The sequence below is a fragment of the Parasphingorhabdus litoris DSM 22379 genome (genome assembly GCF_020906275.1).
Taxonomy (GTDB): Bacteria; Pseudomonadota; Alphaproteobacteria; order Sphingomonadales; family Sphingomonadaceae; genus Parasphingorhabdus; species Parasphingorhabdus litoris.
Window position 1 is genome coordinate 1,446,644 of sequence record NZ_CP086727.1, and the last position, 24,153, is coordinate 1,470,796.

General features: G+C 52.8%; 21 protein-coding genes. 14 read left to right on the forward strand and 7 right to left on the reverse strand.

The annotated features are described in order from the left end of the window. Nucleotides 1–41: 41 nt before the first annotated feature. Nucleotides 42–857, forward strand: coding sequence for a class I SAM-dependent methyltransferase (locus BS29_RS06985; RefSeq protein WP_229956483.1), 816 nt, complete (start codon nucleotides 42–44; stop codon nucleotides 855–857). A 185-nt stretch (nucleotides 858–1,042) separates the two neighbouring features. Here the strand turns inward: BS29_RS06985 and BS29_RS06990 are convergent, their stop codons facing one another. The 3 genes from BS29_RS06990 to BS29_RS07000 form a co-directional block, all read right to left on the reverse strand. Beyond that, nucleotides 1,043–1,444, reverse strand: coding sequence for an endonuclease domain-containing protein (locus BS29_RS06990; RefSeq protein ID WP_229956484.1), 402 nt, complete (start codon nucleotides 1,442–1,444; stop codon nucleotides 1,043–1,045). Between the two features lie 194 nt (nucleotides 1,445–1,638). Then, the gene (locus BS29_RS06995; protein WP_229956485.1) at nucleotides 1,639–2,139 is read right to left on the reverse strand and encodes a hypothetical protein; all 501 of its coding nucleotides are present in this window, start codon (nucleotides 2,137–2,139) and stop codon (nucleotides 1,639–1,641) included. A 29-nt stretch (nucleotides 2,140–2,168) separates the two neighbouring features. Further along, a complete protein-coding gene (locus BS29_RS07000; protein WP_229956486.1) occupies nucleotides 2,169–3,296 on the reverse strand; it encodes an alpha-hydroxy acid oxidase in 1,128 nt (375 codons plus the stop codon). Nucleotides 3,297–3,448: 152 nt separating this feature from the next. Here BS29_RS07000 and creD point away from each other — a divergent pair, with 152 nt between their 5' ends. Beyond that, a complete protein-coding gene (gene creD / locus BS29_RS07005) occupies nucleotides 3,449–4,861 on the forward strand; it encodes a cell envelope integrity protein CreD (RefSeq protein WP_229956487.1) in 1,413 nt (470 codons plus the stop codon). 9 nt (nucleotides 4,862–4,870) lie between these two features. Here the strand turns inward: creD and ypfJ are convergent, their stop codons facing one another. Next, a complete protein-coding gene (ypfJ, locus tag BS29_RS07010) occupies nucleotides 4,871–5,776 on the reverse strand; it encodes a KPN_02809 family neutral zinc metallopeptidase (protein ID WP_229956488.1) in 906 nt (301 codons plus the stop codon). A 126-nt stretch (nucleotides 5,777–5,902) separates the two neighbouring features. On the opposite strand from ypfJ, the gene BS29_RS07015 reads away from it, so the two are divergent. The 4 genes from BS29_RS07015 to BS29_RS07030 all read left to right on the forward strand — a co-directional run bounded on the left by BS29_RS07015 (nucleotide 5,903) and on the right by BS29_RS07030 (nucleotide 9,093). Next, nucleotides 5,903–6,688 carry a 3-hydroxybutyrate dehydrogenase gene (locus tag BS29_RS07015; protein ID WP_229956489.1) on the forward strand — a complete coding sequence of 262 codons (786 nt, stop codon included), beginning with the start codon at nucleotides 5,903–5,905 and terminating at the stop codon, nucleotides 6,686–6,688. Next, nucleotides 6,685–7,314: a DUF4893 domain-containing protein gene (locus BS29_RS07020; protein WP_229956490.1), complete on the forward strand. Its 630-nt coding sequence runs from the start codon at nucleotides 6,685–6,687 to the stop codon at nucleotides 7,312–7,314. Before BS29_RS07015 ends, BS29_RS07020 begins: the two co-directional genes overlap by 4 nt. Nucleotides 7,315–7,379: 65 nt before the next feature. After that, the gene (locus tag BS29_RS07025) at nucleotides 7,380–8,711 is read left to right on the forward strand and encodes an amidohydrolase (protein WP_407673762.1); all 1,332 of its coding nucleotides are present in this window, start codon (nucleotides 7,380–7,382) and stop codon (nucleotides 8,709–8,711) included. 4 nt (nucleotides 8,712–8,715) lie between these two features. Then, complete coding sequence (locus BS29_RS07030) at nucleotides 8,716–9,093, forward strand: hypothetical protein (RefSeq protein ID WP_229956491.1); 378 nt, start codon at nucleotides 8,716–8,718, stop codon at nucleotides 9,091–9,093. A gap of 73 nt (nucleotides 9,094–9,166) precedes the next feature. Here the strand turns inward: BS29_RS07030 and BS29_RS07035 are convergent, their stop codons facing one another. Next, nucleotides 9,167–9,568, reverse strand: a complete 402-nt coding sequence (locus tag BS29_RS07035; protein WP_229956492.1) for a hypothetical protein — start codon at nucleotides 9,566–9,568, stop codon at nucleotides 9,167–9,169. A gap of 301 nt (nucleotides 9,569–9,869) precedes the next feature. On the opposite strand from BS29_RS07035, the gene BS29_RS07040 reads away from it, so the two are divergent. From BS29_RS07040 to BS29_RS07060, 5 genes are all read left to right on the forward strand, one after another. Further along, nucleotides 9,870–11,261, forward strand: a complete 1,392-nt coding sequence (locus BS29_RS07040; protein WP_229956493.1) for a helix-turn-helix domain-containing protein — start codon at nucleotides 9,870–9,872, stop codon at nucleotides 11,259–11,261. 131 nt (nucleotides 11,262–11,392) lie between these two features. Beyond that, on the forward strand, nucleotides 11,393–12,781 hold the full coding sequence (locus BS29_RS07045) for a TIGR03013 family XrtA/PEP-CTERM system glycosyltransferase (protein WP_229956494.1): 1,389 nt from the start codon (nucleotides 11,393–11,395) through the stop codon (nucleotides 12,779–12,781). 1 nt (nucleotide 12,782) lies between these two features. Further along, nucleotides 12,783–14,879, forward strand: a complete 2,097-nt coding sequence (prsK, locus tag BS29_RS07050; protein WP_229956495.1) for an XrtA/PEP-CTERM system histidine kinase PrsK — start codon at nucleotides 12,783–12,785, stop codon at nucleotides 14,877–14,879. 1 nt (nucleotide 14,880) lies between these two features. Then, the gene (prsR, locus tag BS29_RS07055; RefSeq protein WP_229956496.1) at nucleotides 14,881–16,263 is read left to right on the forward strand and encodes a PEP-CTERM-box response regulator transcription factor; all 1,383 of its coding nucleotides are present in this window, start codon (nucleotides 14,881–14,883) and stop codon (nucleotides 16,261–16,263) included. Between the two features lie 4 nt (nucleotides 16,264–16,267). Continuing rightward, nucleotides 16,268–18,271 carry a tetratricopeptide repeat protein gene (locus BS29_RS07060; RefSeq protein WP_229956497.1) on the forward strand — a complete coding sequence of 668 codons (2,004 nt, stop codon included), beginning with the start codon at nucleotides 16,268–16,270 and terminating at the stop codon, nucleotides 18,269–18,271. A 7-nt stretch (nucleotides 18,272–18,278) separates the two neighbouring features. Here the strand turns inward: BS29_RS07060 and BS29_RS07065 are convergent, their stop codons facing one another. Together BS29_RS07065 and BS29_RS07070 are read right to left on the reverse strand one after the other, a co-directional pair. Further along, nucleotides 18,279–18,623, reverse strand: coding sequence for a GntR family transcriptional regulator (locus tag BS29_RS07065; RefSeq protein WP_229956498.1), 345 nt, complete (start codon nucleotides 18,621–18,623; stop codon nucleotides 18,279–18,281). A 76-nt stretch (nucleotides 18,624–18,699) separates the two neighbouring features. Then, entirely contained in the window at nucleotides 18,700–19,293 is a 594-nt protein-coding gene (locus BS29_RS07070) for a nitroreductase family protein (RefSeq protein ID WP_229956812.1), read from the reverse strand. A gap of 162 nt (nucleotides 19,294–19,455) precedes the next feature. Here BS29_RS07070 and BS29_RS07075 point away from each other — a divergent pair, with 162 nt between their 5' ends. From BS29_RS07075 to BS29_RS07085, 3 genes are read left to right on the forward strand one after another with little or no spacing between them, the layout of a single operon-like run. Then, the gene (locus BS29_RS07075; protein WP_229956499.1) at nucleotides 19,456–21,051 is read left to right on the forward strand and encodes a peptide MFS transporter; all 1,596 of its coding nucleotides are present in this window, start codon (nucleotides 19,456–19,458) and stop codon (nucleotides 21,049–21,051) included. Nucleotides 21,052–21,080: 29 nt separating this feature from the next. Further along, nucleotides 21,081–22,481 (forward strand): amidohydrolase, encoded by a 1,401-nt coding sequence (locus BS29_RS07080; protein ID WP_229956500.1) that lies wholly within the window; start codon nucleotides 21,081–21,083, stop codon nucleotides 22,479–22,481. Further along, entirely contained in the window at nucleotides 22,478–23,773 is a 1,296-nt protein-coding gene (locus BS29_RS07085) for an amidohydrolase family protein (RefSeq protein WP_229956501.1), read from the forward strand. The genes BS29_RS07080 and BS29_RS07085 overlap by 4 nt, the downstream gene beginning before the upstream one ends. The last annotated feature ends 380 nt before the right edge of the window (nucleotides 23,774–24,153 follow it).

Genomic DNA, 24,153 nt, shown 5'->3' on the forward strand with positions numbered 1-24,153 from the left:
CTTGCGAGCTTTGGACATCATCTACATCACGGAGCACGAAAATGTCCAATGAAGATCAAATCGAATATTGGAATGACAATGCAGGCGTAAAGTGGACGGAGCAGCAGGCTGTCATGGACCGCATGCTGGCGCCGGTCACGTCCCTGTTAATGGACGCGGCGGCCATCAAATCTGGTGAGCGGGTTCTGGACATCGGTTGCGGGACTGGCGAGACGTCCCTGATCGCGATGGACGCTGGTGCTGATGTGACTGGCGTAGATGTTTCGGAACCTATGCTGGAACTGGCGCGGTCTCGGGCGAAAGGTCGCGGGACGCTGTTGCTGGCTGATGCATCTGAATATCGGGCGGATGAAGGTTTTGACCTTATAATGTCGCGCTTTGGCGTGATGTTCTTTGAAGATCCGGTGGCCGCTTTCACTAATATCAAAACCAATTTGAAGCCGGGTGGCCGGATGGTCTTTGCCTGTTGGCAGAGCCCGAAAGTCAATCTGTGGGTGATGGTTCCGATGGGCGCAATCAAGCCCCTTTTACCAGAAGTACCGGAAACCGACCCGCATGCACCTGGGCCTTTCGCATTTGCCGATGACGAGCGGTTGAAAGGCATATTGACCGAGGCGGGTTTTGACGAGGTTTCGATGACCTCCCATCCTGTTGAAATTTGCCTGTCGCAATCTGGCGGCGTGGACGGGGCGGTTTATTTTTCGTCCCAGATCGGTCCGGCATCGCGGGCACTGGGAGAGGTTGATGATGAATTGAAGGCCCGGCTTCTGGTTGCTTTGAAAGAGGCCCTGGAGCCACATGATGATGGTGGCCGGGTTGCCTTGCCCGGAGGCATCTGGATTGTGCGGGCTCGTTGAGCGGGATGGAAAGTTGGTGTTGGCCGAAAAGCTCACTGACGTTCGCTACCCACCCCTAACCCCTCCCTGAGAGGGAGGGGGATGTTTGGCGGCTCACCATGACTCCCCTCCCTGGTCAGGGGGGAGTGCAGCGGCTCTCGGTTTTGTCCGGGGGACAAAACTGCCGCCGCACTGGGGTGGGTCGATCAGGCTTCTCGTTTAACCCGACGCTTTCGCGGCGGCACCGCCTTCAACTCCCGTCCACCCAACCGTTCAGCTGCAACCATCAATATCTTCTGCGCAACACCCTCAGCATTCTCATTCACCTCACTGTTCCAGAATCTAAGGGCCCGCCAGCCCCGCGCCTCCAAATATACTGTCCTTTCTCGATCCTTATTCGCCTGATCAACATGTTGACTGCCATCCAGTTCAACGATCAGCTTTGCCTTCCGATGCGCAAAATCAACAATGTAAGGATCGATAACCAGCTGACGGGTGAATCGAGGACGATACTGGCTCAGCATGGACCAGAGTCTGCGTTCGCTAGGCGTCGCGCTGTTGCGCAATCTCCTCGCATTTGCTTTCAACGTCGTGTTTGCACGTTCCATTCCACGAGGTGTAAACATCAATAATGTGCGGAGCTATTGGATAGCTTGTTGCGGCGGCCAGATGACCGAAACTGTCTAAAATCCCACGGAAATTACGTGCCAAGACCAACTCAAAGGGCGCCGGCCAAGGGCTTGTTGACGGGCATATCCTGTCTTCCATAGTCGCCCCTGTTTTATGCCCCGCTTGCAGCAGTCTATGGACGGGCAGGGGCCTTGCAACCTCGCTCCAAACCAACACCTTTCAAAAAACCGCGTCGCACCACGCCGGCATAGACCGCCGCATTATATTTGCGTTCATCGCCCGCAGCACCCGATATCTCGCGCACAATTCCGCGGAAGGGAATGATGCCGCCGATCAGGCCTCCTGCCACCCGTCCAGCGGTCTTTTCGCGTTTTTCGGCTTTTGATTTGTCGACTTTTGCGTTGACGTCCGGGGCCAGTACGGCATCCAGTTCCTCAATCTCCTTGATCAAGGAGGAGCAGCGGCGCAGGCCTTCGAGCGAATAGGGCTCATCCTGAATGGCGATCAGCTTGGCAGGGATTTCGGTTTTCTTCAGGCCTACATCCCTGACGGGCGTAGTGGCTGCTTCCTCGGCATGTTCACCCACGGATCGATCCGGGTCAGCTTTTTGCGCGAAAGCTGATGCCGAAAACAGAAAGGCCATGGTGGTGCAGGCGGCTGCTAATTTCGTCATGTTTCGCATCATGAATTCCCTGTTCCTGTTCAAGCCCGATAGCGTAAATTGTCCCGGTTCAGCTGATCCAAGGATGTTACGCCCATCAATTTCATGTCTCGTTCTATCTCAGCTTGCAGCAAGCCGAGGCTGCGTTCAACCCCTGCCTGTCCTGCAGCCGCCAGCGCATAAAGGTAAAGTCGGCCGCCGGAACAGGCTTTGGCACCGACGCTAAGCGCCTTCAGCACATGGCTGCCGCGGGTAATGCCGCCATCACAAATGACGTCGATCTTGTCCCCCACTGCATCACAAATTTCGGCAAGCTGGTCGAAAGGCGCGCGGGAACCGTCCAGCTGCCGCCCGCCATGATTGGATACCATGATTGCGGTTGCGCCGATGTCGACCGCACGTTTGGCATCCTCAACCGACATGATTCCTTTCAGGCAAAATTCACCGCCCCAGTCTTTGCGGATATCTTCGGCCATGCTCCAGTCGAGTGACTGGTCGAGCATAGTTGAGAAATATTCCGCCACCGATAGCGCCACATTGGTGCCCTCCGCGACATGGTCCTTGAGGTTGGACAGCTCAAAATTCTCACGAAACATATAATTCAGCGCCCAGGCCGGTTTGGTGGCATAGCTCAGGAAACTGGCCGGTGTGATCTTTGGCGGACTGGTAAAACCAGAGCGCAGGCAGCGTTCGCGATTGCCGCCGACGATCGTGTCGACCGTCAGCGTGATCGCATCGAACTTTGCCGCTTTGCACCGTTCAACCATCGATCTGTTGAGGCCCTTGTCCTTGTGGACATAGAGCTGGAACATCTTGGGGGTGCTGATGCGTTCGCCGATTTCTTCGATGCTGACCGTGGCGAGGGAGGAGATGCCGAAAAACGTCCCGAATTTTTCCGCGGCCCGCGCCACGCCGCGTTCGCCTTGCCAGTGGAACAGGCGTTGCAGCGCTGTGGGAGAGAGGAACAGCGGCATGGCGAGCTTCTGTCCCATAGCAGTGGTCGTCATATCGATATTTTCGACACCGGCGAGAACATTGGGGATAAGGTCGCAATCTTCATAAGCGGCGGTGTTGCGGTGGCGAGTGACTTCGTCATCGGCAGCGCCGTCAATATAATCAAATATCGGGAAAGGCAGGCGCTTTTTGGCCAAAGAACGAAAGTCGTTCACGTTATGGCAATCCGCAATTGTGGTAATTCGTCGCACGTAAGCCTCGATTCGTCGCTCGGATGGAAGAGCTTGGGGTTTATGATTAGAGCAATGGCTGTGGCTTGCAAGAGCGATGGTCCAGCAAATACAGGGATTTAGAGGGAAAACTCACTATGACTGAAACCGACGAAGATATTCAATCACCGCGGCGACCGGAACGATCGCCCGGAGCCAAGTTCCTGTTGGTACTGCTGACGGGCTTTTTGCTGGCGATTCCGCTATTCGCCAGCTGGCTCCTCATTTACGACCGCCAGAACCAGAGTGAACAGGCGGAGCAATCCATTGTCACGGGCTGGGGTGGTCAGCAGGTGTTTGCAGGACCGAAAATCGTACTGCCGTACAAAGCCAAGGTGCAGGAATCGGTGGAGCAGGACGGCAAAACCGTCACTCGCACCAATGTTGTGACCCGCGAACTCTACGTCTCGCCGGAGGTCATGAGTTTTGACAGCGATATCCAGACGGAGGTTAAAAGCCGATCCATCTATGAAGTGGTGATCTACAATACCAACGTCACCGGTTCCGCGTCATTCAAATTGCCGGAAGATTTTGACCGGTCCGGCATTGACCGCGCGGATATTGATTTCGCCCGCGCCGAAATCCGCTTTGGCCTGTCGGATGCCAGGGGCCTGTCGGCAGATAACAAGCTGACCGTGGACGGCCAATCGCTGGTGCTGCAGCCGGGCAAGGGTCTGGGCGAGACGGGCAATACCGGCTTCTTTGCCTGGCTGGATGCCACGGCGCTGGCAGAGGGTGAAATGGCGGTAAATTTTGATGTGAAATTCCGCGGCACCGAAAGCCTGACGATGGTGCCGGATGCGGGGCAGACCAACTGGTCGGTGACGTCCCAATGGCCGCACCCCAGCTTTACCGGAGGTTTCCTGCCGGATAATGAAGTGAGCGATGCCGGTTTTACTGCGAAATATGGCATCTCGAACCTCGCGCTGGGCAGCTCTTTGACATCCACGCAGGCCGGGCAGCAAGTTTACCCGCAAGCCAGCAGTCGGCCTTACAGTTCCTATGACGGCGGCGCGGGCAGTCCGTCCAGTGTGACCGTGAACCTGATCCAGCCTGTTGACCTTTATGATCAGGTCAGCCGCGCCACCAAATATGGCTTCCTGTTCATCGGATTCACCTTCGTCGCCTTCCTGCTGTTCGACCTGATCGGCGGCGTGCGTATCTCGTCGGTGCAATATATTCTGGTCGGGGTGGCATTGGTGCTGTTCTTCATCCTGCTGCTCGCCTTTGCCGAGATTATCGGCTTCGCGCTCGCTTATGTCGTGGCATCGGTAGGAATTATCGGGCTGATCACGGCCTATGCCGCATCGGTCCTGTCGAGCTGGCGAAGGGCTTCGATCATCGGCGGATTGCTCGCCGCGCTCTATGGCGTGATCTATATCCTGCTGAGCCTTGAGGCTTACTCGCTGCTCATCGGATCCCTGCTGATCTTTGCCGCTCTGGCCGGGGTGATGTTTGTTACCCGCCGGCTCGATTGGTCGCGGACGTTGCAGAGAGGGCCTGCAACCTAGGCGAACAGACTAGCGAACCGCGCCGCGTGCGAATGTATCGCATGCGGCCGGATCGCCGGTTTGCATGCCTTTCTTGAGCCACGCCATGCGCTGTTCGGATGTGCCATGGGTGAACATGCTCTCCACCGGACGCCGCCCGGCTCCGCGCATCAACGTATCATCACCAATGGCATGCGCCGCGGTCAGGCCTTCCTCAACATCACCGGGTTCCATGCGATCGGCATTTTGCGCCGCCCACACGCCGGCATAGCAATCCGCCTGCAATTCCATCCGGACCTGCAGCGCATTGCCCTCCGCCTGACTGGCGCGCGCCTGTGCCTGGCGGACCTGACTGGAAATGCCCGTCAGCGTCTGGATATGATGACCGACTTCATGAGCGATGACATAGGCTTTGGCAAAATCGCCGCGCGCACCCAATTTGGTTTCCAGCTCGTTGAAAAAGGATGTGTCGAGATAAATGCCCTGATCGGCCGGACAGTAAAACGGCCCTGCGGCGGAACTCGCTGAACCGCAGCCGTTGGAACTGACTCCGCCTTGATAAAAATTGATCGTTGTCGGCTGATAGCGTGATCCATTGGCTGCAAATAATTTGGACCAGGTCTGCTCGGTCAAGGCGAGGACCTGTCCGGCAAAACGTTCGTCCTCAGTATCATAGGCCACGGCATCACCGGAGCCGCCCGCGGTTGTACCGCCACCGGTCATCATCCCGGCCCCTCCGCCAAAATACATAAAGGCAAGCACCGCGCCACCGATCAGGAGGATTGTCCCGCAGCCCATTTTCCGGCCGAGCAGCATCGGAAGAAAACTGAGCAACAGGCCAAGCCCGCCGCCTCCTCCGCCACCAAATCCTCTGCGGCCGCCACCGCTTCCATGGTCACGGGCATTTTTGCTGGGATCCAGATCATCTAAACGCATGGCTTCTCTCCTGTGTAAATATAACTCGCCTGAATCGGACAAAAGCGCAAGCATCGCGCAATTCTTTTACAAAAAGCCGTTGCAGTCACTTCTCACTGTTTTAAGGTCGCCCAAAGGAGAAAATCTATGTTTCTGAAGGGTAAGACTGCTCTTGTGACGGGGTCGACCTCTGGCATTGGCGGTGGCTATGCAAAGGCGCTGGCGGCCGAGGGGGCAGCGGTCATGATCAACGGCTTTGGCGATAAAGCTGAAATCGAAACGCTGCGTCAGGAACTGGAAAAGCTGAGCGGCGTAAAGGCCGCCTATAGCAACGCCGATATGACCAAGCCGGAGGAAATCCGCCAGATGGCCGCGGACTGTGCCGCGCAATTGGGCGAGGTTGATATTCTCGTCAACAATGCCGGCATTCAGCATGTGGCACCGGTGGATGAGTTTCCCGAAGAGAAGTGGAACGCGATCATGGATATTATCTGCAACAGCGCTTTCCACACCACCAAGGCCGTCTTGCCGGGGATGAAGGAACGCGGCTGGGGCCGGATCATCAATACCGGATCGATGCACAGCAAGGTCGCGAGCCCCTATAAGTCCGCCTATAATGCGGCGAAACATGCGATTGCGGGTTTCAGCAAGACCGTCGCGCTGGAAGTCGCGCAGCAGGGGATCACGGTCAATACGATCTCCCCCGGCTATGCGTGGACGCCGCTGGTGGAAAACCAGATACCCGACACGATGAAGGCACGGAACATGACGCGCGAGCAGGTGATGAATGATGTGCTGCTGGCCGGGCAACCGACCAAGCAATTTGTCCAGATCGACCAGATTGCTGCGCTGGCGGTCTTCCTCTGCAAAGAGGAAGCAAGCGCGATCACTGGCGCGAACCTTTCCATCGATGGCGGGTGGACGGCGCAATGACCGGCATACGCCGGAATGTCATAGTCGCTATGCTGGCGTCCGCCGGGCTGTCGCCGACAGCAGCTGCCAAAGACAATGCGCATCCGGAATCGCAGTGGCGGGAGATGGCGACGCAGGCGGATGAAAAACGACTGGATGACTGGCAAGGGGCATTACGGAAAGGACGTACCGGTGCTGCTGAGGGCGGTGAGGAGAGCAAGCTTGACGCCCGAAAGCCACTATTTGAAGAAGAGGCCGCATTGCCGGACAGCAAGATTCCGGCGGGCCTTTATTCCTGTTCGGTGACCAAATTGGATGGCGATGCCAGCGGCGGCTTGCCCTATATAGCCTATCCGGCTTTTCGATGCCGGGTCACCGTTGATGGGGATCGGCGCCATTTTACCAAACTGACCGGCTCTCAGCGGACGGCAGGTTGGTTATATGAAGCAGGTTCGCGCCATTCCATCTATCTGGGTACGTCATTCTATGGCTATGAAGACAAAGCCGTATCCTACGGAAAAACAGAAAAGCGGGATCAGGCCGCCGTGGTTCAACGGATTGGTTCAAAACGCTGGCGCATGGTTTTCCCCTACCCCTATTACGAATCCGTGGTGAACGTGATGGAACTTACTCCGATCCCAGAATAATTTTGGACCTGACAATTGCTGTTTCAGCAGTTAGGTTCGCAAATTATTGACATAGCTCGGGGAAAATGATGCGTTTGATTTCGAAAGCCGCCTTGGTTGCGGCCGGTTCTGTTTTGCTTTGTACGCCAGCACAGGCTGATCCGCTGAGAGATGCGATCACAGCGGACTTGCCGTCCCTGATGGAAATTTACCGCAATCTGCATGCCAATCCGGAATTAAGTGGTGAAGAGGTCCAGACTGCGGCTAAGCTGGCGACCGAGGCCAAGCGGCTTGGTTTTGATGTGACCGAAAAAGTCGGCGGCACTGGCGTGGTCGCAGTGATGGAAAATGGAGATGGTCCAACGGTGATGATCCGGGCGGATATGGATGCTTTGCCGCTGGTCGAAAAAACCGGGCTGCCATTTGCGTCAAAAGTGCGCGCCAAGACGCGCGAGGGCAATGATACCGGTGTGATGCATGCGTGCGGCCATGATACGCATATGACCGGCTGGGTCGGAACCGCGCGTCAACTGGTCGCGCGCAAGGATGACTGGTCCGGCACGCTGGTGATGATCCTTCAGCCTGCCGAGGAAACCGGGGAGGGGGCCAAGGCGATGCTGGAGGACGGGCTTTATACCCGTTTCCCCAAACCGGATTATGTCATGGCCTTTCATGATGCCGCTGGCGCCCCCGCTGGCTATATCGGCTATTCGCCGGGCTATGCGCTGGCCAATGTCGATAGTGTGGACATTGAAGTGAAAGGCGTGGGCGGTCACGGTGCCTATCCGCACACGACCAAGGACCCTATCGTGGTTGCGTCGCGCATTGTCGGTGCCCTGCAAACGCTGGTCAGCCGGGAAATTGATCCGCAGGATCCGGCGGTGGTGACGGTTGGCAGCTTCCAGGCCGGTTACAAGCATAATATCATTCCAGACGAGGCGAACCTGCTGCTCACCGTGCGCAGCTATTCCGACGAAACCCGCGCCAAGCTGCTCGACGGGATCAAGCGTATTGTCGAAGGGGAAGCGGCGACGGCTGGCCTGCCAAAAGACAGAATGCCGGTTGTCAAGATACGGGAGGATGAATTTACGCCTTCGACTTATAACAGCCCCGAGTTTACGCGCGAGATGGCTAAGCTTTTTGAGGCGCGCTTCGGCAAGGACCGGGTCGTTGAATCAAAACCGGTCATGGGCGGGGAAGACTTCAGCCGTTATCGTCGGGCAGATGAGTCCATAAAAAGCATGATTTTCTGGGTGGGCGGCGTGCCGATGGAGGAATTTCAGGCAGCCAAGAAAGAAGGCAGGAAATTACCGTCGCTTCACAGCCCGCTCTGGGCACCGGATGCTGAAAAGGTCGTGGCGACCGGTGCAGAGGCACTCACCGCCGCGGCGCTTGATCTGATGAAGAAGGGCGGTTGAACCGGTGAAATCCGCGAAGGGCATGATACCGGTTATTTTTGCGGGTGTTTTGCTGTTGGCGAATGTTCAGCCGTCAGGGTTGGGCGATGCGGTTGATCCATCCTATTTTGAAGGGCGCTGGGCCTTTGCAGAAGAGACATGTGATCAACCGACCAACTGGACCCTGCTCACCGGCGGGAATTTTATTTCGGAAGATTTGACCGGAACGTGGCAATGGGGCGAGGGTCAATTGACGCTGAGTCTGACTGATCTGGCTGTGGATGAAGAAACCGGCGAGCAGGGCGGTCGTTTCCAGATGGAGGGGCCGGTTTTGATATCCGACAATGATCAGTTTGTCCTTACGATTGAACCGGATAACTATGTGATGAAGCGTTGCAGTTAGCGAACCATGCGATCATCGCGACAGTTTATCGCATCAGTTGGTTCAACACCGCCCCAGTCTTAGCAGATTGGCGCTAGCTTTTTTGTCGACCGCCAGGTGGGGTCAGGTCGATAGGGTTTTCTTTGCTGCCAAGTCGGCCGGATTTCGGACTATCAGAAGCAGCTGCTCGACGGACGCTGGTGCGTTGATTGGTTGCAATAGATGATGCGGGAGGAACGGGTTGATAGTCTTCCTCTTCTTCTTCTTCTTCCGAATAAACTACCGGCTGACCAAAAACAAATTCCTCCCCTTCGTTTTCGGTATCGTCATCATCGCCTTCATCACCCCAATAGTCAGGCGTGGTCGACTGAGTAGCAGGTTTGGGCTTGGATGCTTCCTGAACCGTCGGCTGATTTTGTTTGTCGTCAGCAACCGGCGTTACGAAATAAATCAGAACGCCCGTTGAAACGACAAAAAGAAGTGCTTGTTTGATCATCTGGGATATCCAACTGCATTAAACTTGCTGATATTCTTAACGACGTTGGATTAAAAAAGGCTTACATACGAGATTTTCCGGATGCACAAAAAATCCGTCGGAACGGCAAGGTTCCGACGGATAGATTTTCCTCCCCAGGAAACTGTTTGTGAATTCGCCTAATATCTTGATGCGCTTTTTTATCTGGCTATCCATCTCCTGACGTCACCGCTACAGAAATTTACAATTATTTGTGTAAATTTGTGCAGAAACACTGATTTATGTTGTAAATTTGTAAATATATTTACATAAGACTTTGATCATGGTTGAAAGAAAACTCTTTGCTGGGGCTTCGATTAAACGCTTACGGCGCGCTGCTGGAATGACTCAGGCAGCATTGGCTGATTCTCTTGGTATCTCAGCCAGTTATCTTAATCTGATCGAGCGAAATCAGCGCCCTTTGAGTGCGCGATTGATGCTCCTGCTCGCGGACCGTTTTGATTTCGATCCCCGTCAGTTGGTTACCGACGAACCTGGGGGAGGATTGGACGGAATAAGCAGACGTCTTGCCGATCCGATCTTTGAGGACCTTTCGATCGACCGGTCTGAATTGGATGATTGGTTAGCCATGGCACCCAATACCGTGGAAGCCTTCGTACGAGTTTTTGACAATCAATCAGCCAATCACAATGGCGTTAGCCAAGAAACGCTCGATCCCACTCAGCTTGTGCGTAAAGAAATCGAGCGGTGGCGGAACCATTTTGCTGATCTTGATGCCATGGCAGAGTCTCTGGCAGATGAATTGCGCCTGGGGACAGCAGATCTCTATGGCGCGATTACGGACCGGCTTCGGGTAAAGCATCAGCTGACTGTAAGGATACTTCCGGAAACCGTAATGCCAGAGTTGCTGAGGCGATTGGATTTGCATGCACGACAATTGCAACTGTCGGAGATGCTAGACCCAGCGTCTCGCACGTTTCAGGCTGCCGTCTTGCTCGCTGAAATAGAAGCCCGGTCAGAGATCAAGGCATTGATTTCAGGCGCTGATTTTCAAGATAATGCTGCGAAGAACTTATACCATCGGCACTTGTCGGGCTATTTTGCGGCGGCGCTGATAATGCCATATGCGCGTTTTCTAAAGGCATGTGAACAGACCGGCTATCAACTGTCGATATTGCAAAGGCGCTTCGGTGCCAGCTTTGAACAGGTCGCGCATCGCCTCACGACCCTGCAACGTATCGGTGCGCGGGGATTGCCGTTCTTTATGATAAGAATAGACAGATCAGGACTGGTTTCAAAACGCTTCGCGGGGGCCAGCAATGCAGCGCTGGCAGAAAGCCTCAATCGATGTCCATTGTGGCATATCCACCAAGCATTCGAACGGCCGCTAGAGATACAGTCACAACTGGTTGCTTTGGAAGACGGATCAAGTTGGTTTACGATGTCTCGCGCTGTTCAAGGTGTTGGGGCGGGAAAAGGCGGATTTACGGCCGAATTTGTGATTGGGTTGGGCGTCTCTGCAGAGCTTGCATCTGCTTTATTCGATGCGCAGGGGGTTGATCTGTCTCTGGAAAATGCTGATCAGATCGGATTGGGATGTCCAGCATGCACTCGTCCGCAATGCGCACAACGATCTGCACCACCAAAGAGCCGAGCATTACAATTTGATGGGCGAGAGATGGGGGTAGTGCCATACAGCTTCATCACCGACTAGCAAATATCTGTCGGAAAATTGAACAATTTCCATGAAATCATGGCATTTTTTGGCAAATATGCTGTAAAATTAACCGACAACTTACCAATTCTGATTATCGCTAGCGAGCATATAGGAAAGTTCGCGGATTAATGATCAGGCTATTCAAACATTATATTCCTTATCCACTCCTTTTTCTGGGGCTGCTGGACCTATGTTTGTTGATTTTTGCCGCAGAAATCAGCTGGATCGTTAGGGCCAACCAGATCGGTATGGCCGCTGGCTCGTTATTCGACCGCCCCGCACCAATTTTGAGCTTTGCACTGGCTCTCGAAATCGCGCTGGTTGCAGTTGGTGTATACGGAACCGAAGCGCTTCAATCATTGAGATTTGCGGCAGCCAGAATATTGGTCGCGATCTCATTAGGTGTGATTTTCCTGTCGATCACGGCGTTCATATTGCCCGGTATCACTTTGTGGCGATCCAACTCGTTATACGCGATGTTGCTCTCAATTTTCCTGCTGATGGCCGTTCGGATAATATTAGGTAAGTTTCTGGATAGCGATGTTTTCAAACGTCGGTTGCTCATTCTTGGCGCAGGTCCTCGCGCAAATCGCATCGCTGAACTGTCACGAAAACCAGAAAGTGGTTTTGTTGTTTGCGGCTTTGTGGACATGAACGAAGGCCCTGCCATCGTGGACACTGCCGTTAAGCGAAATGACATTTCAAACCTACCGCAACATGTGATTGACCTGGAAGTCAGCGAAGTTGTTCTAGGGCTCGAAGAACGACGCAACTCTTTACCAGTAGCCGATTTGCTGACCATCAAAACGACCGGTGTTCATGTCAACGATATGTCGAGTTTTCTCGAGCGAGAAACAGGAAGAGTCGACCTCGACAGCGTAAACCCAAGCTGGTTCATCTTTTCCGATGGCTTCTCATCAGGACGCCGGATTTCGACAGTCTTTAAGAGAAGCTTTGACATTTTTTTGAGCCTTTTACTGCTGCTGCTGACCGGCCCGATCATATTGATCTTTGCCGGCTTGATTAAATTGGAAAGCAAGGGCGGTGCTTTTTTCAAGCAGGAAAGGGTTGGGCTCTACGGTCAAAAATTCAGCATTCTGAAATTGCGTTCCATGCGAGCTGACGCTGAGATCGCGGGCAAAGCCGTTTGGGCTAGTGAAAATGATCCGCGTATCACGAAAATCGGCAATTTTATTCGTAAGGTCCGGATCGATGAATTGCCTCAGGCTTGGAGTGTTCTGAAGGGAGAAATGAGCTTTGTTGGTCCTCGTCCCGAGCGTCCACAATTTGTCGACGATCTACAAACAAAAATGCCATATTATGCAGAACGGCACATGGTGAAGCCTGGCATTACAGGCTGGGCTCAGATTAATTATCCCTATGGTGCGTCGATAGAAGATAGTCGTCACAAGCTTGAATATGATCTTTATTACGCCAAAAACTATACCCCGTTTCTCGACATATTAATTTTGCTGCAAACCATTCGGGTTGTTCTGTGGCCTGAGGGGGCGCGCTAAGATGTTCGCGATTTTAACAGAAGTCAGCTTTTTCGGGCACGGTTTGGCTGCTGCACTTTTTGCCGCGCTGACAATTTGGCAATTCCAACGTCAAACTGATCGTAATAAGATGCAAATGACGCTTATTATAGCGTTGGCACTAACCAGCTTTTGGGCACTTACAGTCTCTGTTGAAGGCGCATTCTCGCCGATCTCAAACTTCAGCGAGTCTGTCAGGAACATGGGCTGGCTATTGTTTATGTTTGTCCTGCTTCGAAATGGAGAAGGGCGTGATGAACCGATAGCAGTGAAGGCAATTTATGTCGCATTGGCGCTAGTCTTGGTCAGTCAAATAGTCGTGGATTCCCTCATACCCATTTTTTCTGGCAGTCCGCGCCTTTTGAGCATGGCCGCTTATACGGCACTAGTTCTCCGAATGCTATTTGCCGTGGGCGCACTTGTCCTGGTGCATAATCTTTATTCCATTTCGGCTCCGGAAACGCGTTGGGGCATCAGGCTGCCTATGGCATCGTTAGCAGCGATATGGACCTATGATCTGAACCTTTTCACCATAACCTATTTAACACAACAATTCTCTGTGGAACTCACTGCAATGCGCGGGCCGGCAATGGCTTGTATTGCTCCAATTTTAGCCTTGGCTTCGATCCGCAATACTGAGTGGACGATCAAATTGTCCAGAAGTGTAGCATTTAGATCTTTGTCCCTTGTTGCTATCGGCGGTTATCTTTTGATGATGGTGATCATTGCGACCGCGCTTGAGATCATTGGCGGTGATTATGCGCGGTTAGCCCAGATCAGTTTTCTTTTTGGTACATCTGTTGCAGCATTGGTTCTGTTACCGTCAGGAAAATTTCGAGCTTGGTTTAAAGTAAAAATGGCCAAGAATTTTTTCCAGCATCGATATGATTATCGATCCGAGTGGATAAGATTTACGGATACGATTGGCCGCCCGGGAAGCGATAGTGCGCCTTTCCATGAGCGTGTTGTCAAAGCGATAGCCGACATTACGGATTCTCCAGCTGGAATATTGCTTATGCCCGATGACTCTGGTCGGTTGACTTTGCAATCACGTTGGAATTGGCAAACAATTCAGGTGCCCGCGCGGGCTTGTACATCACGGACTGTCCCGTTTTTTGAAGAGACTGGACATATTATTGAGTTTGACGCGTTGCGAGCTGATCAAGTCGAAGAAGTCGACCTTGGCGCTATTCCAGAGTGGATGACCAATGATCCGCAAACGTGGGCAGCTGTCCCGCTGGTCCATTTCGATCGTTTGGCTGGGATAGTATTATTGGCAAGGCCCCGGGTGAACCGGACACTGGATTGGGAAGACCTTGATATGCTGCGTGTGGTTGGGCGGCAGGTTGCAAGCTATCTGTCAGAGGCACGAAGCCAGGAATCTCTCTCTGAAGCGCAACGTTTCGAGGAATTTAACCGGCGTATGGCCTTCATCATGCATGACATTAAAAATCTTGTCAGTCAGCTGAGCCTTCTTGCCAGAAACGCCAAACGGCATGCTGATAATCCCGAATTTCAGACCGACATGATTGCGACATTGCAAGATTCGGCAGACAAAATGAACGGATTGTTGGAGCGACTGTCTCAACATAACAAGGCCAAGCCCGAAGAGCCAAAGCCAGTCAAGGTTGCGGCGTTGTTGCAGTCAATTATTGAGAAAAAGCGGTTGCTTCATGCGATTGAAAGCACCCAGATTGAAGATCTGACGGCGATGGCAGACCCAGCGCGCGTGGATCAGATATTGGGGCATCTCATCCAAAACGCAATTGATGCAAGTTCCGAAGGTCAACCGATAATATTAAACGCACGGCGCCGCGATTTGAGCGTCGCCATCGAAGTGCTGGATCGCGGGGAAGGTATGTCGAGCGAGTTTATTCGCAGTCAGCTTTTCAAGCCTTTTGCATCGAGCAAGGATGGCGGATTTGGAATTGGTGCATTTGAAGCACGCTCGTTGGCGATAGCAATGGGCGGACGTTTAGAGGTTGAGAGCAAAGAGGGATCGGGCAGTCGCTTTACCTTGATATTGCCGCTGGCGAGCAAGTTGTCCGAGAGTGAATTAGCAGATGAAAGGGCCGCGTAGCATGGCTGACAAAGGTAACAAGCCGATGGAAAAACTTCTGATCGTTGAAGATGATCCAGGACTGCAAAAACAGTTAAAATGGGCCTATGAGGATTTTGAGGTCATCATTGCGGGTGATCGGGAAACCGCGATCAACATGCTGCGTGCTGAGGAGCCTGATGTCGTAACGCTGGACTTAGGGTTGCCACCGGATCCAGATGGCACGACAGAGGGTTTCGCGACCATGGATGCAATATTGAGCTTGAAACCGGATACAAAAATCATTGTTGCTTCGGGCCATGGAGAGAAAGATAGCGCGCTCAGAGCAATTGCCAGTGGAGCGTGGGATTTTTATCAAAAGCCAGTTGATATTGATGAATTGGGATTGATTGTCCGCCGCGCTTTCCATGTCCGCAAGCTGGAGCTTGAGAACTCAGCACTTTCTGAGAAACACGGCAGTAATCACCAGGTGCTGGGGCAGATCATTACAGGGGCGCCCGAAATGCTGAAGGTCGCACAGATGATTGAGCGTGTTGCCAATACCAATGCTTCTGTAATGTTGCTGGGGGCTAGCGGCACGGGGAAAGAATTGCTCGCGAGGGGCCTACATGACTCAAGCGATCGAAGAGACAAAGCCTTTGTTGCCATAAATTGTGCTGCCATCCCGGAGAACTTGTTGGAATCGGAACTGTTCGGTCATGAAAAAGGGGCTTTCACTGGTGCCATAAAGACAACCGAAGGCAAGATTGAACAGGCCAATGGCGGAACATTGTTTCTGGATGAAGTGGGGGATATCCCGCTTCCGCTTCAGGTCAAATTGCTTCGCTTCATACAAGAGCGGGTCATTGAACGTATTGGCGGGCGCAAGGCGATTGCTGTCGACACCCGTATCGTCTGTGCAACGCATCAGAACCTTGACGAAATGATTGCTGAAAACAGCTTCCGGGAAGATTTATATTATCGCCTGGCGGAGATAGTTATCAAGATACCGGCGCTGTCTGAAAGATCAGGCGATGCCAGTTTGCTGGCCCGTCATTTCCAGAAGAAATTTGCCGAAGAAATCAATCCGGCCGTCAAAGGTATAGCACCCGATGCACTGGCCGCGCTGGAAGCTTGGAAGTGGCCGGGCAATGTAAGAGAACTGGAGAACCGCATCAAACGGGCGGTGATCATGGCAGAGGGTAAGATGATTGCGGCAAAGGATCTCGATTTGGAGATTAGCGACGACGAACCCATCGATCTGCTGAATCTGAAAGCAGCACGAGAGTCTGCGGATCGCGCAGCTATTATCCGGGCCATATCGCAAACAGATGGCAATATCTCAAATGCGGCTAAGCTGCTTGGGATTAGTCGGCCGACGCTATATGATCTGCTGAAGCAATATAATTTACAACAGGCCAGCTAAGGCGATGACGTCGCAGTCATGGAATGTGCGACGGCGCAAGCTGAGGCTTTGGGCCTCGGCAGGGCTGCTGACAGTGTCAGCGATTGGCCTGTCGTCTGCAATTCATGCTGCTAACGAAACTAACGAGGAAGCGCGTGGGGCTTTTGACAAGGCACGCGCATATCAGGCCAATGGTGATATCAGATCGGCACGTATCGAACTGCTAAACGCCATCAAAGCAGACCCACAGTGGATCGATGCGCGGATATTACAGGCCGAAGTCTTGCTCAGACTGTCTGATGGTATTGGCGCGCAGGCGGAGATAGAGCGCGCCTTGGACCTTGGGCTTGAGCCATCGAAAATACGCCATCTTTATGGTCATGCTTTCCAACTTCAAGGAAATTGGAGCAGGGCTAAAGAGCAGCTTTTTGCGGGTGATATACCAATCCAACATCAGGCTTATGCTGCTCGCATAACCGGGCGTATGGCTTCGCAGACTGGCGATGCTGCATTGGCCTCCCGAGCATTTGACCATGCTATTACATTGGATCCCAAAGATGGAGATCTTTGGGTTGATATTGCACGTTTTCGAGCGGAATCCGGTAATCAGGCGGGAGCGATTGCAGCCGTTGAAGAGGCGGTGGCTCTTCAGCCCAATAATATTCGTGCACTCCAATATCGCGGAGAGCTTTTGCGTTTTCAATTCGGCCTTGGCGCGGCATTGCCGTGGTTTGAGCGAGGGTTGCAAATTGATCCCAATAATGTGCCGTTGTTGACAGAATATGCTGCCACCTTGGGTGACATGGGGCGGATGACTGACATGTTGACCGTCGTCAGAAAAATTATCTCATTAGACGGGAAAAACGCGCGCGCTTTTTTCATGCAGTCTGTGTTGGCAGCGCGCGCCGGCAAATATGATTTGGCGCGCAGGTTGATGCAGAAAACGGAAGGGCAACTCGATGATGTCCCAGCAGCCATGCTGGTCCAGGGTATTATCGAACATGGGCAAGCCAATTATAATGTTGCGGTTGACAAATTTACACGACTGGTTTCGCTTCAACCGAACAACAGGCAAGCGCAGAACTTGCTGGCTCAGTCTTTGTACATGGCAGGCGATGCCGATGATGTTGTTGAAACACTACGTTCCCAAGTCAATAGCAGTGGCGCTGACCCTTATGCGCTTTGGCTGAGCGGTCGTGCCTTGGAGGCGCAAGGAAAAAGGCGAGTGGCGACCGGGTTGTTTAACCGAGCTGCCCGCCATCAATCAGGCTCGAAGACGGCTTTTAAATCGGGTGTTTCGATCGAGATATTGAGGGCGGAAGCTGACCGGAAACCAGATAATGCCCGCGCTGTGATACCCTATATTCGCGCGCTCTATAACAGAGGAGAATTTGGCCAAGCGTTTGAGAAGGCCAAACAGCTGCAAGCGAGAAATGCGGGCGCAAGTGATGCTCATATATTGGTCGCAGATACGGCGAAGGCGCTGCGGAACCATGATGCAGCCTTGGCAGCACTTGAAAAAGCGCGGCAAATTCGTTTTTCGGAACCGGTTATGCTTCGCATGGTAGATATTCTCCGCGCGAAGGGTGAGATGCAGAGGTCCGGTGAAATTCTCGCGGAATATTTAAGCTATAATCCCAGCAATATCGCTGGCTTACGTTGGATGGCCTATGGCCACCTTGAGACAGAAAACTGGGCGGTTGCGCAATATATATTGGAGAATTTGCGGGCGCGCATTGGTGATAATGATGCGCTGATCATGGCAGGATTAGCGCAGGCCTATACCGGCTTGGGCGAAACGCAGAAAGCCATAGATTCTGGGCGTATTGCCTATCGTGTTCAGCCATCAAGCCCTGTCGTTTGTCATCTCTATGGCTTGGCGCTTTTGGCTGACAGTTCCAGAAGCGAGGATGCGATTGATTTGATTGAAAAAGCAGTGGCTATCGCTCCAGAAAACGCAAACTATCGCCGCAGCCTTTCGAAGGCCATTATATTGGCGGAACAGAACAGATCTTCTGAAAAATCCTGAAATGGGTTCAGGCGTTATTTTCCAGCAACTCATCAAGCTTGATATCGAGCCGCTTCATTTGGCGTTCTACCGGAGGCCATACATTTTTAATAAAATCAGCACGTTGCGCTTCCCGCAACTTTGTTTTTGCTCCGGTAGCGACGAACATACCAACGCCGCGTTTTACCGTAACCAGACCGTCTTCCTGAAAGCCCTGATAGGCTTTTGCGACCGTTAAAGGGTTGGCGCCTTGCTCAACCGCAAAAGCGCGAACAGAGGGCAACATATCGCCCTCATCATATTCGCCATCAAGAATTGATTCGGAAATAATATCCCGCAATTTCAAGTAGACTGGTTTGCTTGTGTTATTCATACTGCATCACTGCCATAATACAGCGACGCAGGCAAGGGATAAGTCTGAATTTTCTGGGATTTAGTATAAATTGAAATCAGTCTGCCCGTGAATCACTTTTCCATTTCGATAATATGCTCGCAAGTTCTGGGCGTGGGCGTTCCGCTAGCTCACCATCTGCGGTACCAGCGAACATGAAGCCGGCGATACGTTCGGGTGCCTTTCCGAAAAGATCCCGGACATCATCATTGTAGGAAGGCCAACCGGTAATCCAACCGCCAACGAAGTTTGAGGCATGGATAGCGTGGAGGAGATTCATGCAAAAGGCACCGCAACTAAGCTCTTGTTCCCAGCGCGGGATTTTCGTCGATGTTACGGGAGAAAAGAGAATTACGAGCAGTGCTGGTGCCTGGTTCGCCATCAACTCCAGGGCTTCTAATTCCAGACGCCCCGCGTCAGGCTTTTCCGCAAGATAGGCCTTTTTAAGTTCCGCAACCAGCAATTGGCGTTGGTCGTTGTCCACTTGAACGACGCGCCAGGGCGCCAGTTTTCCATGGTCAGGCGTTCGAAGGGCGGTTGCAACAATATCTTCGATCTGCTGGTCGCTAGGGCCTGGTGCAATCATGTTGCGTGGTCGGCCGGAACGGCGGGATGACAGATAATTTGTTAGGCTGGAGCGATCATTGAGCATAGTTTTCATCTCGTATCAGTCGGGCAGGATTACAAGCGGCATTTTGATCATAAACTGGTCACAGACGTAACAATATGCTTCACACACGACATTTTTTGACTAGGGTGCGGTTCGATAGGGTCGCAATGGACGGCTCGCAGCAATATCGGGGAGGCCGTTGTAATGGCTAGTGTGTATCAAGAATCCGGAGATGCGAAAGGAACATTCCTTGGACATCCCAAAGGTCTATTTGTCCTGTTTTTTGCCGAAATGTGGGAGCGTTTTTCCTATTATGGCATGCGGGCGTTGCTCATTTTCTATCTTACGAAACACTGGCTATTTTCAGACAGTGAATCCGGAATCATTTACGGTGCCTACACTGCGTTGGTTTATATCACTCCGGTGGTCGGTGGTTATTTAGCCGACAAATATCTAGGACAGCGAAAAGCTGTGCTCTTTGGAGCGGTGCTCCTCACTCTCGGGCATTTTTTCATGGCCTTCGAAGGCGATGCTGCAGTTGGCCATGTCGATAACCCAGTCATAAGTGTTTTCTGGCTTGCTCTAGCTCTGATCATTGTCGGCTCCGGCTTCTTGAAGGCCAATATCTCGGTTATTGTTGGACAGCTATATCCACGAACTGATGTCCGTCGCGATGGTGCCTACACGATCTTTTACATGGGAATTAACCTTGGCGCAGCTCTGGGTTCTCTGCTTTGTGGTTATATTGGCGAAACCTATGGTTGGGCCTATGGTTTTGGTCTCGCAGGGATCGGCATGCTGCTCGGCCTTCTCGTGTTTATCTGGGGCAAGCCTCTGCTTCTTGGTCGTGGTGAACCAACTGATCCAGAAAAATTGAAACAACCTGTGGCTGGTCTCAAGTTGGAATGGTGGATGTATATCGCTGGTTTCGCCATGGTTGGGATCTGCTGGCTAGCGATCCAGTATCAGGATCTGGTCGGTTATGTGCTGGGTGTTTTCGGCGGCGGGCTTGTGCTCTACGTTCTGTATACTGCGGTATCCAAATTGTCCTCGGAAGAGCGGGACCGGATTTTCGCGGCGATGTTCCTAATCGTGACATCGATCATTTTTTGGGCATTGTTCGAACAGGCTGGCTCTTCGCTTAACTTATTCACGGACAGGCATGTTGATCGTGCTGGTGTTCCAGCGTCGACCTTCCAGTCCATTAATGCGATATATATAATTCTGCTGGCACCCGTTTTCGCCACGGTTTGGACTGTTCTAGGCCGGAAAGGGAAAGAGCCTTCTGCTCCTTTCAAATTCGGACTGGGTGTTGTGCAGGTTGGGCTAGGCTTTCTTGTGCTCGTTTGGGGTGCGCAATCAGTTGGATTGGAAAATGCCACTCCGGTGATATTTATTTTTCTTATTTATCTATTGCACACTACCGGTGAGCTTTGCTTGTCTCCAGTTGGCTTGTCGGCGATGAACCGGCTCGCCCCTGCGCATATGGCGAGCCTGATCATGGGTACTTGGTTCTTTGCTTCCGCCACTGGTAACTTTGCTGCTGGGCTGATCGCCTCAGCGACCGGTGCAGAAGGCGTAGGTCAAGAAGCTGGCAAGCAAGTCGTACTCGATGTATATTCGACTGTCGGCTGGTCTGCGGTTATCGTTGGTATTGTGGTGTTGTTAATCTCACCACTGATTAAGAAACTGATGCATCTGGATACGCTGCAAGACGACAATGTTGGCGACGATCTTGAAGGCCAAAGTGAGTTCGGTGAACCAGCGGCTGCCGGCATTCATCCGACGACAAAATCTTGAATGGATCAATTATAGCTTAGAGGTTGATTATGGAATGGAAGGCTTTGCTGGCAGTTGTTGCTGCCGGAACGCTGGTTGCGGGCTGTGCAGCCACCGCTGCTGAAACGGAGACAGCCAGCGCATCGGCAGGCAGTGCGAGCAAAAGTGCCGCCAAGATAGCCTTTCCTTCCACTTACAAGCCTTATCCTTCCGACAATATCGTTATCACTGGTGCAACGATATTTGACGGTGAAGGACAGCGGATCGACAATGGTGTGATCTTCATGTCCGCCGGCAAGATCGTGTCAGTCGGTGGCCCGGAATCCGCAATACCAACGGACAGCACAATCATTGATGCGACCGGCAAATATGTGACGCCGGGTATCATCGACATTCACAGCCATTTGGGTGACTATCCGACACCCAGTGTCGCGGCGCATAGTGATGGCAATGAAGCGACATCACCGGTCACGCCAGAGGTTTGGGCCGAACACAGCGTCTGGCCACAGGATCCCGGTTTCTCGAGGGCTCTGGCCAATGGCGGGATAACGTCTCTGCAAATCCTTCCCGGCTCGGCCAATTTATTTGGTGGACGGGCCGTGACGCTTAAGAATGTGCCCGCGCGAACCGTGCAGGCGATGAAGTTTCCTGGCGCGCCCTATGGTATGAAAATGGCCTGCGGCGAGAACCCGAAGCGGGTCTATGGTGGACGGAACCGCAAGCCATCCACTCGCATGGGTAGTCTGTCCCTGACGCGCCAGACGTGGATCAAGGCCCAAGATTACCGGAAAAAACAGCGCGGTGCGAAGCCGCCGAAGCGTGATCTGGCTATGGAAACCCTGGCCGGAGTGCTGGATGGCGACATCCTGGTGCACAACCATTGCTATCGTGCAGACGAACTCAATCAAATCATCGATATGTCCAAGGAATTTGGCTATAAAGTGACCGCATTTCACCATGCTGTCGAAAGCTATAAAATCGCTGATATTCTGGCTAAAGAGGGCATTTGTTCCGCGATCTGGGCAGACTGGTGGGGCTTCAAGATGGAAGCCTATGACGCGATCCCGGAAAACGCCGCTCTGTTGCAGCAAGCTGGTGCCTGCGTCGTGATCCATTCCGACGATGAAAATCAGATCCAACGGCTCAATCAGGAAGCCTCCAAGGCGCTCGCCGATGGCCGGGCAATGGGGATAGAGATTAGCGACGCCCAGGCCATCCAGTGGATCACCTACAACGCAGCCAAAGCGATGGGCATTGCCGATCAGACGGGCAGTCTGAAACCGGGTAAGATGGCTGATGTCGTGTTGTGGAATGACAATCCACTCAGCGTCTATTCCCGTCCGGAAAAAGTCTGGATAGATGGTGCAATGCTTTACGACGCGAATGATCCAAGCCGCCGCCCGGTGAGCGATTTTGAGCTCGGGCAACCAGGTGAAGGAGATGTGAAATGAAGCATTTAGCGACAATATTCGCCTCCTCTCTCGCTCTTATGGCAGCGCCTGCCGCGGCCCAAACGATCGCGATTACTGGCGGCAAAGTTGTTGTTGGTGATGGCAGCCCACCGATGGATGATGCCACTGTGGTGCTGCGCAATGGCCGTGTGGTTGCGGCTGGAATCAACGTCAATATACCGGCCGATGCACGCCGTATTGATGCGGCGGGTAAATGGGTGACGCCGGGCGTTTTTGCTGGCTTCAGCCGTGTTGGCTTGGTTGAAGTGGGCGCTGTTCGTGCGACCAATGATACGCGGGCAGCGGACTCGGTTTTTTCTGCGGCGCTTGATGTCCAATATGCGGTCAATCCATTTGCTGCCCCGGTCGCGGTAAACCGTGCGGCCGGTGTTACACGGGCGGTCGTCTCTCCTGGCACAGGCAATTCCATATTCGGTGGCTATGGCGCGATAGTGGATCTGGGACAGGACAGCGATCCGATTACCAAGGCGCGGGCTTTCCAATTTGTTGAATTGGGTGAGACCGGCCATCGCAGAGCAGGGGGCAGCCGTGCTGCGGCTCATATCCTGTTCCGCGCCATGTTGAACGAGGCACGCACCTATGCGCGCAATCCGTCGCTGTTCGACAGCGATCTGATGAAGGCATCTGATGCCAAGGCTTTACTGCCAGTGATCAATGGCAACACCCGCCTGTTGGTTCATGCCGAAAGTGCCAATGATATTTTGAAGGTACTTGATCTGCGCAAGGATTTTCCATCGCTGAAGCTGGTGCTGGTCGGTGCCAATGAAGGATGGCGCGTGGCGAATGAGATTGCTGCCGCAAAAGTTCCGGTCTTGGCTTCGGCATTGAGTGATCTGCCTTATAGTTTTGAAGATCTGGCGGCGACACAGTCGAATATCGGCCGCATGAAAGATGCTGGTGTCACCGTGGCAATCGGCATGATCAATGATCGCGATGCCCACCAGTTGCGTTATTCCATGCAATATGCGGGAAATCTTGTCGCACTGAACAAGGTACCGCGTGCAACCGGCCTGACTTGGGACGAGGCATTTGCTGCGATCAGCTCAAAACCGGCTGAAATCATGGGTATGGGCGCGCGGCTTGGATCTCTCAAGGCCGGTCGCAAGGGTGATGTGGTGATCTGGACCGGTGATCCACTGGAGCTTTCCACACAGGTCGAGAGCGTTTTTATCGACGGTGTTGAGCAATCGCTTTCCAACCGTCAAGAACGCTTGCGCGAACGCTATCGCAATCCTGCTCCGGGTGCTTTGCCAAAGGCTTATGACCGCTAGGCATCTGGGTTCAAAGTTCACACGGTTCACAGGGTGTTGTCTCGCGCGAAGGCGCGAAGCCACGAAGAGCATTATTGTATCTCGATGAATTTAAATATCTGATTTATAAGGATTATATTTCCTGTATATGTCATAACCTCATCTTCTGCAGGGATGATGTGGTAGAATGCTGGTCTATTTTCTTCGTGGCTTCGTGCCTTCGCGCGAGAGAAATCTGAGAAGCATCGATTATCCACCCAAAGTTCACACAAATCACACGTGCACTTCTTGCCCTGTTTGCAACTAGAAAATCAGTGTGACTTTTCGGAAATAGCCCAAAGTTCACATGTCATCAGTCGACCTGAATAGGTCGATGGTGAAACATGAACGCAATATTCAAA

Excerpts from the sequence above, each read along its gene's own strand:
- BS29_RS06985 (WP_229956483.1), top strand. The coding sequence starts at position 42 with ATGTCCAATGAAGATCAAATCGAATATTGGAATGACAATGCAGGCGTA.
- BS29_RS06990 (WP_229956484.1), bottom strand. The coding sequence starts at position 1,444 with ATGGAACGTGCAAACACGACGTTGAAAGCAAATGCGAGGAGATTGCGC.
- BS29_RS06995 (WP_229956485.1), bottom strand. The coding sequence starts at position 2,139 with ATGACGAAATTAGCAGCCGCCTGCACCACCATGGCCTTTCTGTTTTCG.
- creD (WP_229956487.1), top strand. The coding sequence starts at position 3,449 with ATGACTGAAACCGACGAAGATATTCAATCACCGCGGCGACCGGAACGA.
- ypfJ (WP_229956488.1), bottom strand. The coding sequence starts at position 5,776 with ATGCGTTTAGATGATCTGGATCCCAGCAAAAATGCCCGTGACCATGGA.
- BS29_RS07015 (WP_229956489.1), top strand. The coding sequence starts at position 5,903 with ATGTTTCTGAAGGGTAAGACTGCTCTTGTGACGGGGTCGACCTCTGGC.
- BS29_RS07020 (WP_229956490.1), top strand. The coding sequence starts at position 6,685 with ATGACCGGCATACGCCGGAATGTCATAGTCGCTATGCTGGCGTCCGCC.
- BS29_RS07025 (WP_407673762.1), top strand. The coding sequence starts at position 7,380 with ATGATGCGTTTGATTTCGAAAGCCGCCTTGGTTGCGGCCGGTTCTGTT.
- BS29_RS07035 (WP_229956492.1), bottom strand. The coding sequence starts at position 9,568 with ATGATCAAACAAGCACTTCTTTTTGTCGTTTCAACGGGCGTTCTGATT.
- BS29_RS07040 (WP_229956493.1), top strand. The coding sequence starts at position 9,870 with ATGGTTGAAAGAAAACTCTTTGCTGGGGCTTCGATTAAACGCTTACGG.
- BS29_RS07045 (WP_229956494.1), top strand. The coding sequence starts at position 11,393 with ATGATCAGGCTATTCAAACATTATATTCCTTATCCACTCCTTTTTCTG.
- prsK (WP_229956495.1), top strand. The coding sequence starts at position 12,783 with ATGTTCGCGATTTTAACAGAAGTCAGCTTTTTCGGGCACGGTTTGGCT.
- prsR (WP_229956496.1), top strand. The coding sequence starts at position 14,881 with ATGGCTGACAAAGGTAACAAGCCGATGGAAAAACTTCTGATCGTTGAA.
- BS29_RS07060 (WP_229956497.1), top strand. The coding sequence starts at position 16,268 with ATGACGTCGCAGTCATGGAATGTGCGACGGCGCAAGCTGAGGCTTTGG.
- BS29_RS07065 (WP_229956498.1), bottom strand. The coding sequence starts at position 18,623 with ATGAATAACACAAGCAAACCAGTCTACTTGAAATTGCGGGATATTATT.
- BS29_RS07070 (WP_229956812.1), bottom strand. The coding sequence starts at position 19,293 with ATGCTCAATGATCGCTCCAGCCTAACAAATTATCTGTCATCCCGCCGT.
- BS29_RS07075 (WP_229956499.1), top strand. The coding sequence starts at position 19,456 with ATGGCTAGTGTGTATCAAGAATCCGGAGATGCGAAAGGAACATTCCTT.
- BS29_RS07080 (WP_229956500.1), top strand. The coding sequence starts at position 21,081 with ATGGAATGGAAGGCTTTGCTGGCAGTTGTTGCTGCCGGAACGCTGGTT.
- BS29_RS07085 (WP_229956501.1), top strand. The coding sequence starts at position 22,478 with ATGAAGCATTTAGCGACAATATTCGCCTCCTCTCTCGCTCTTATGGCA.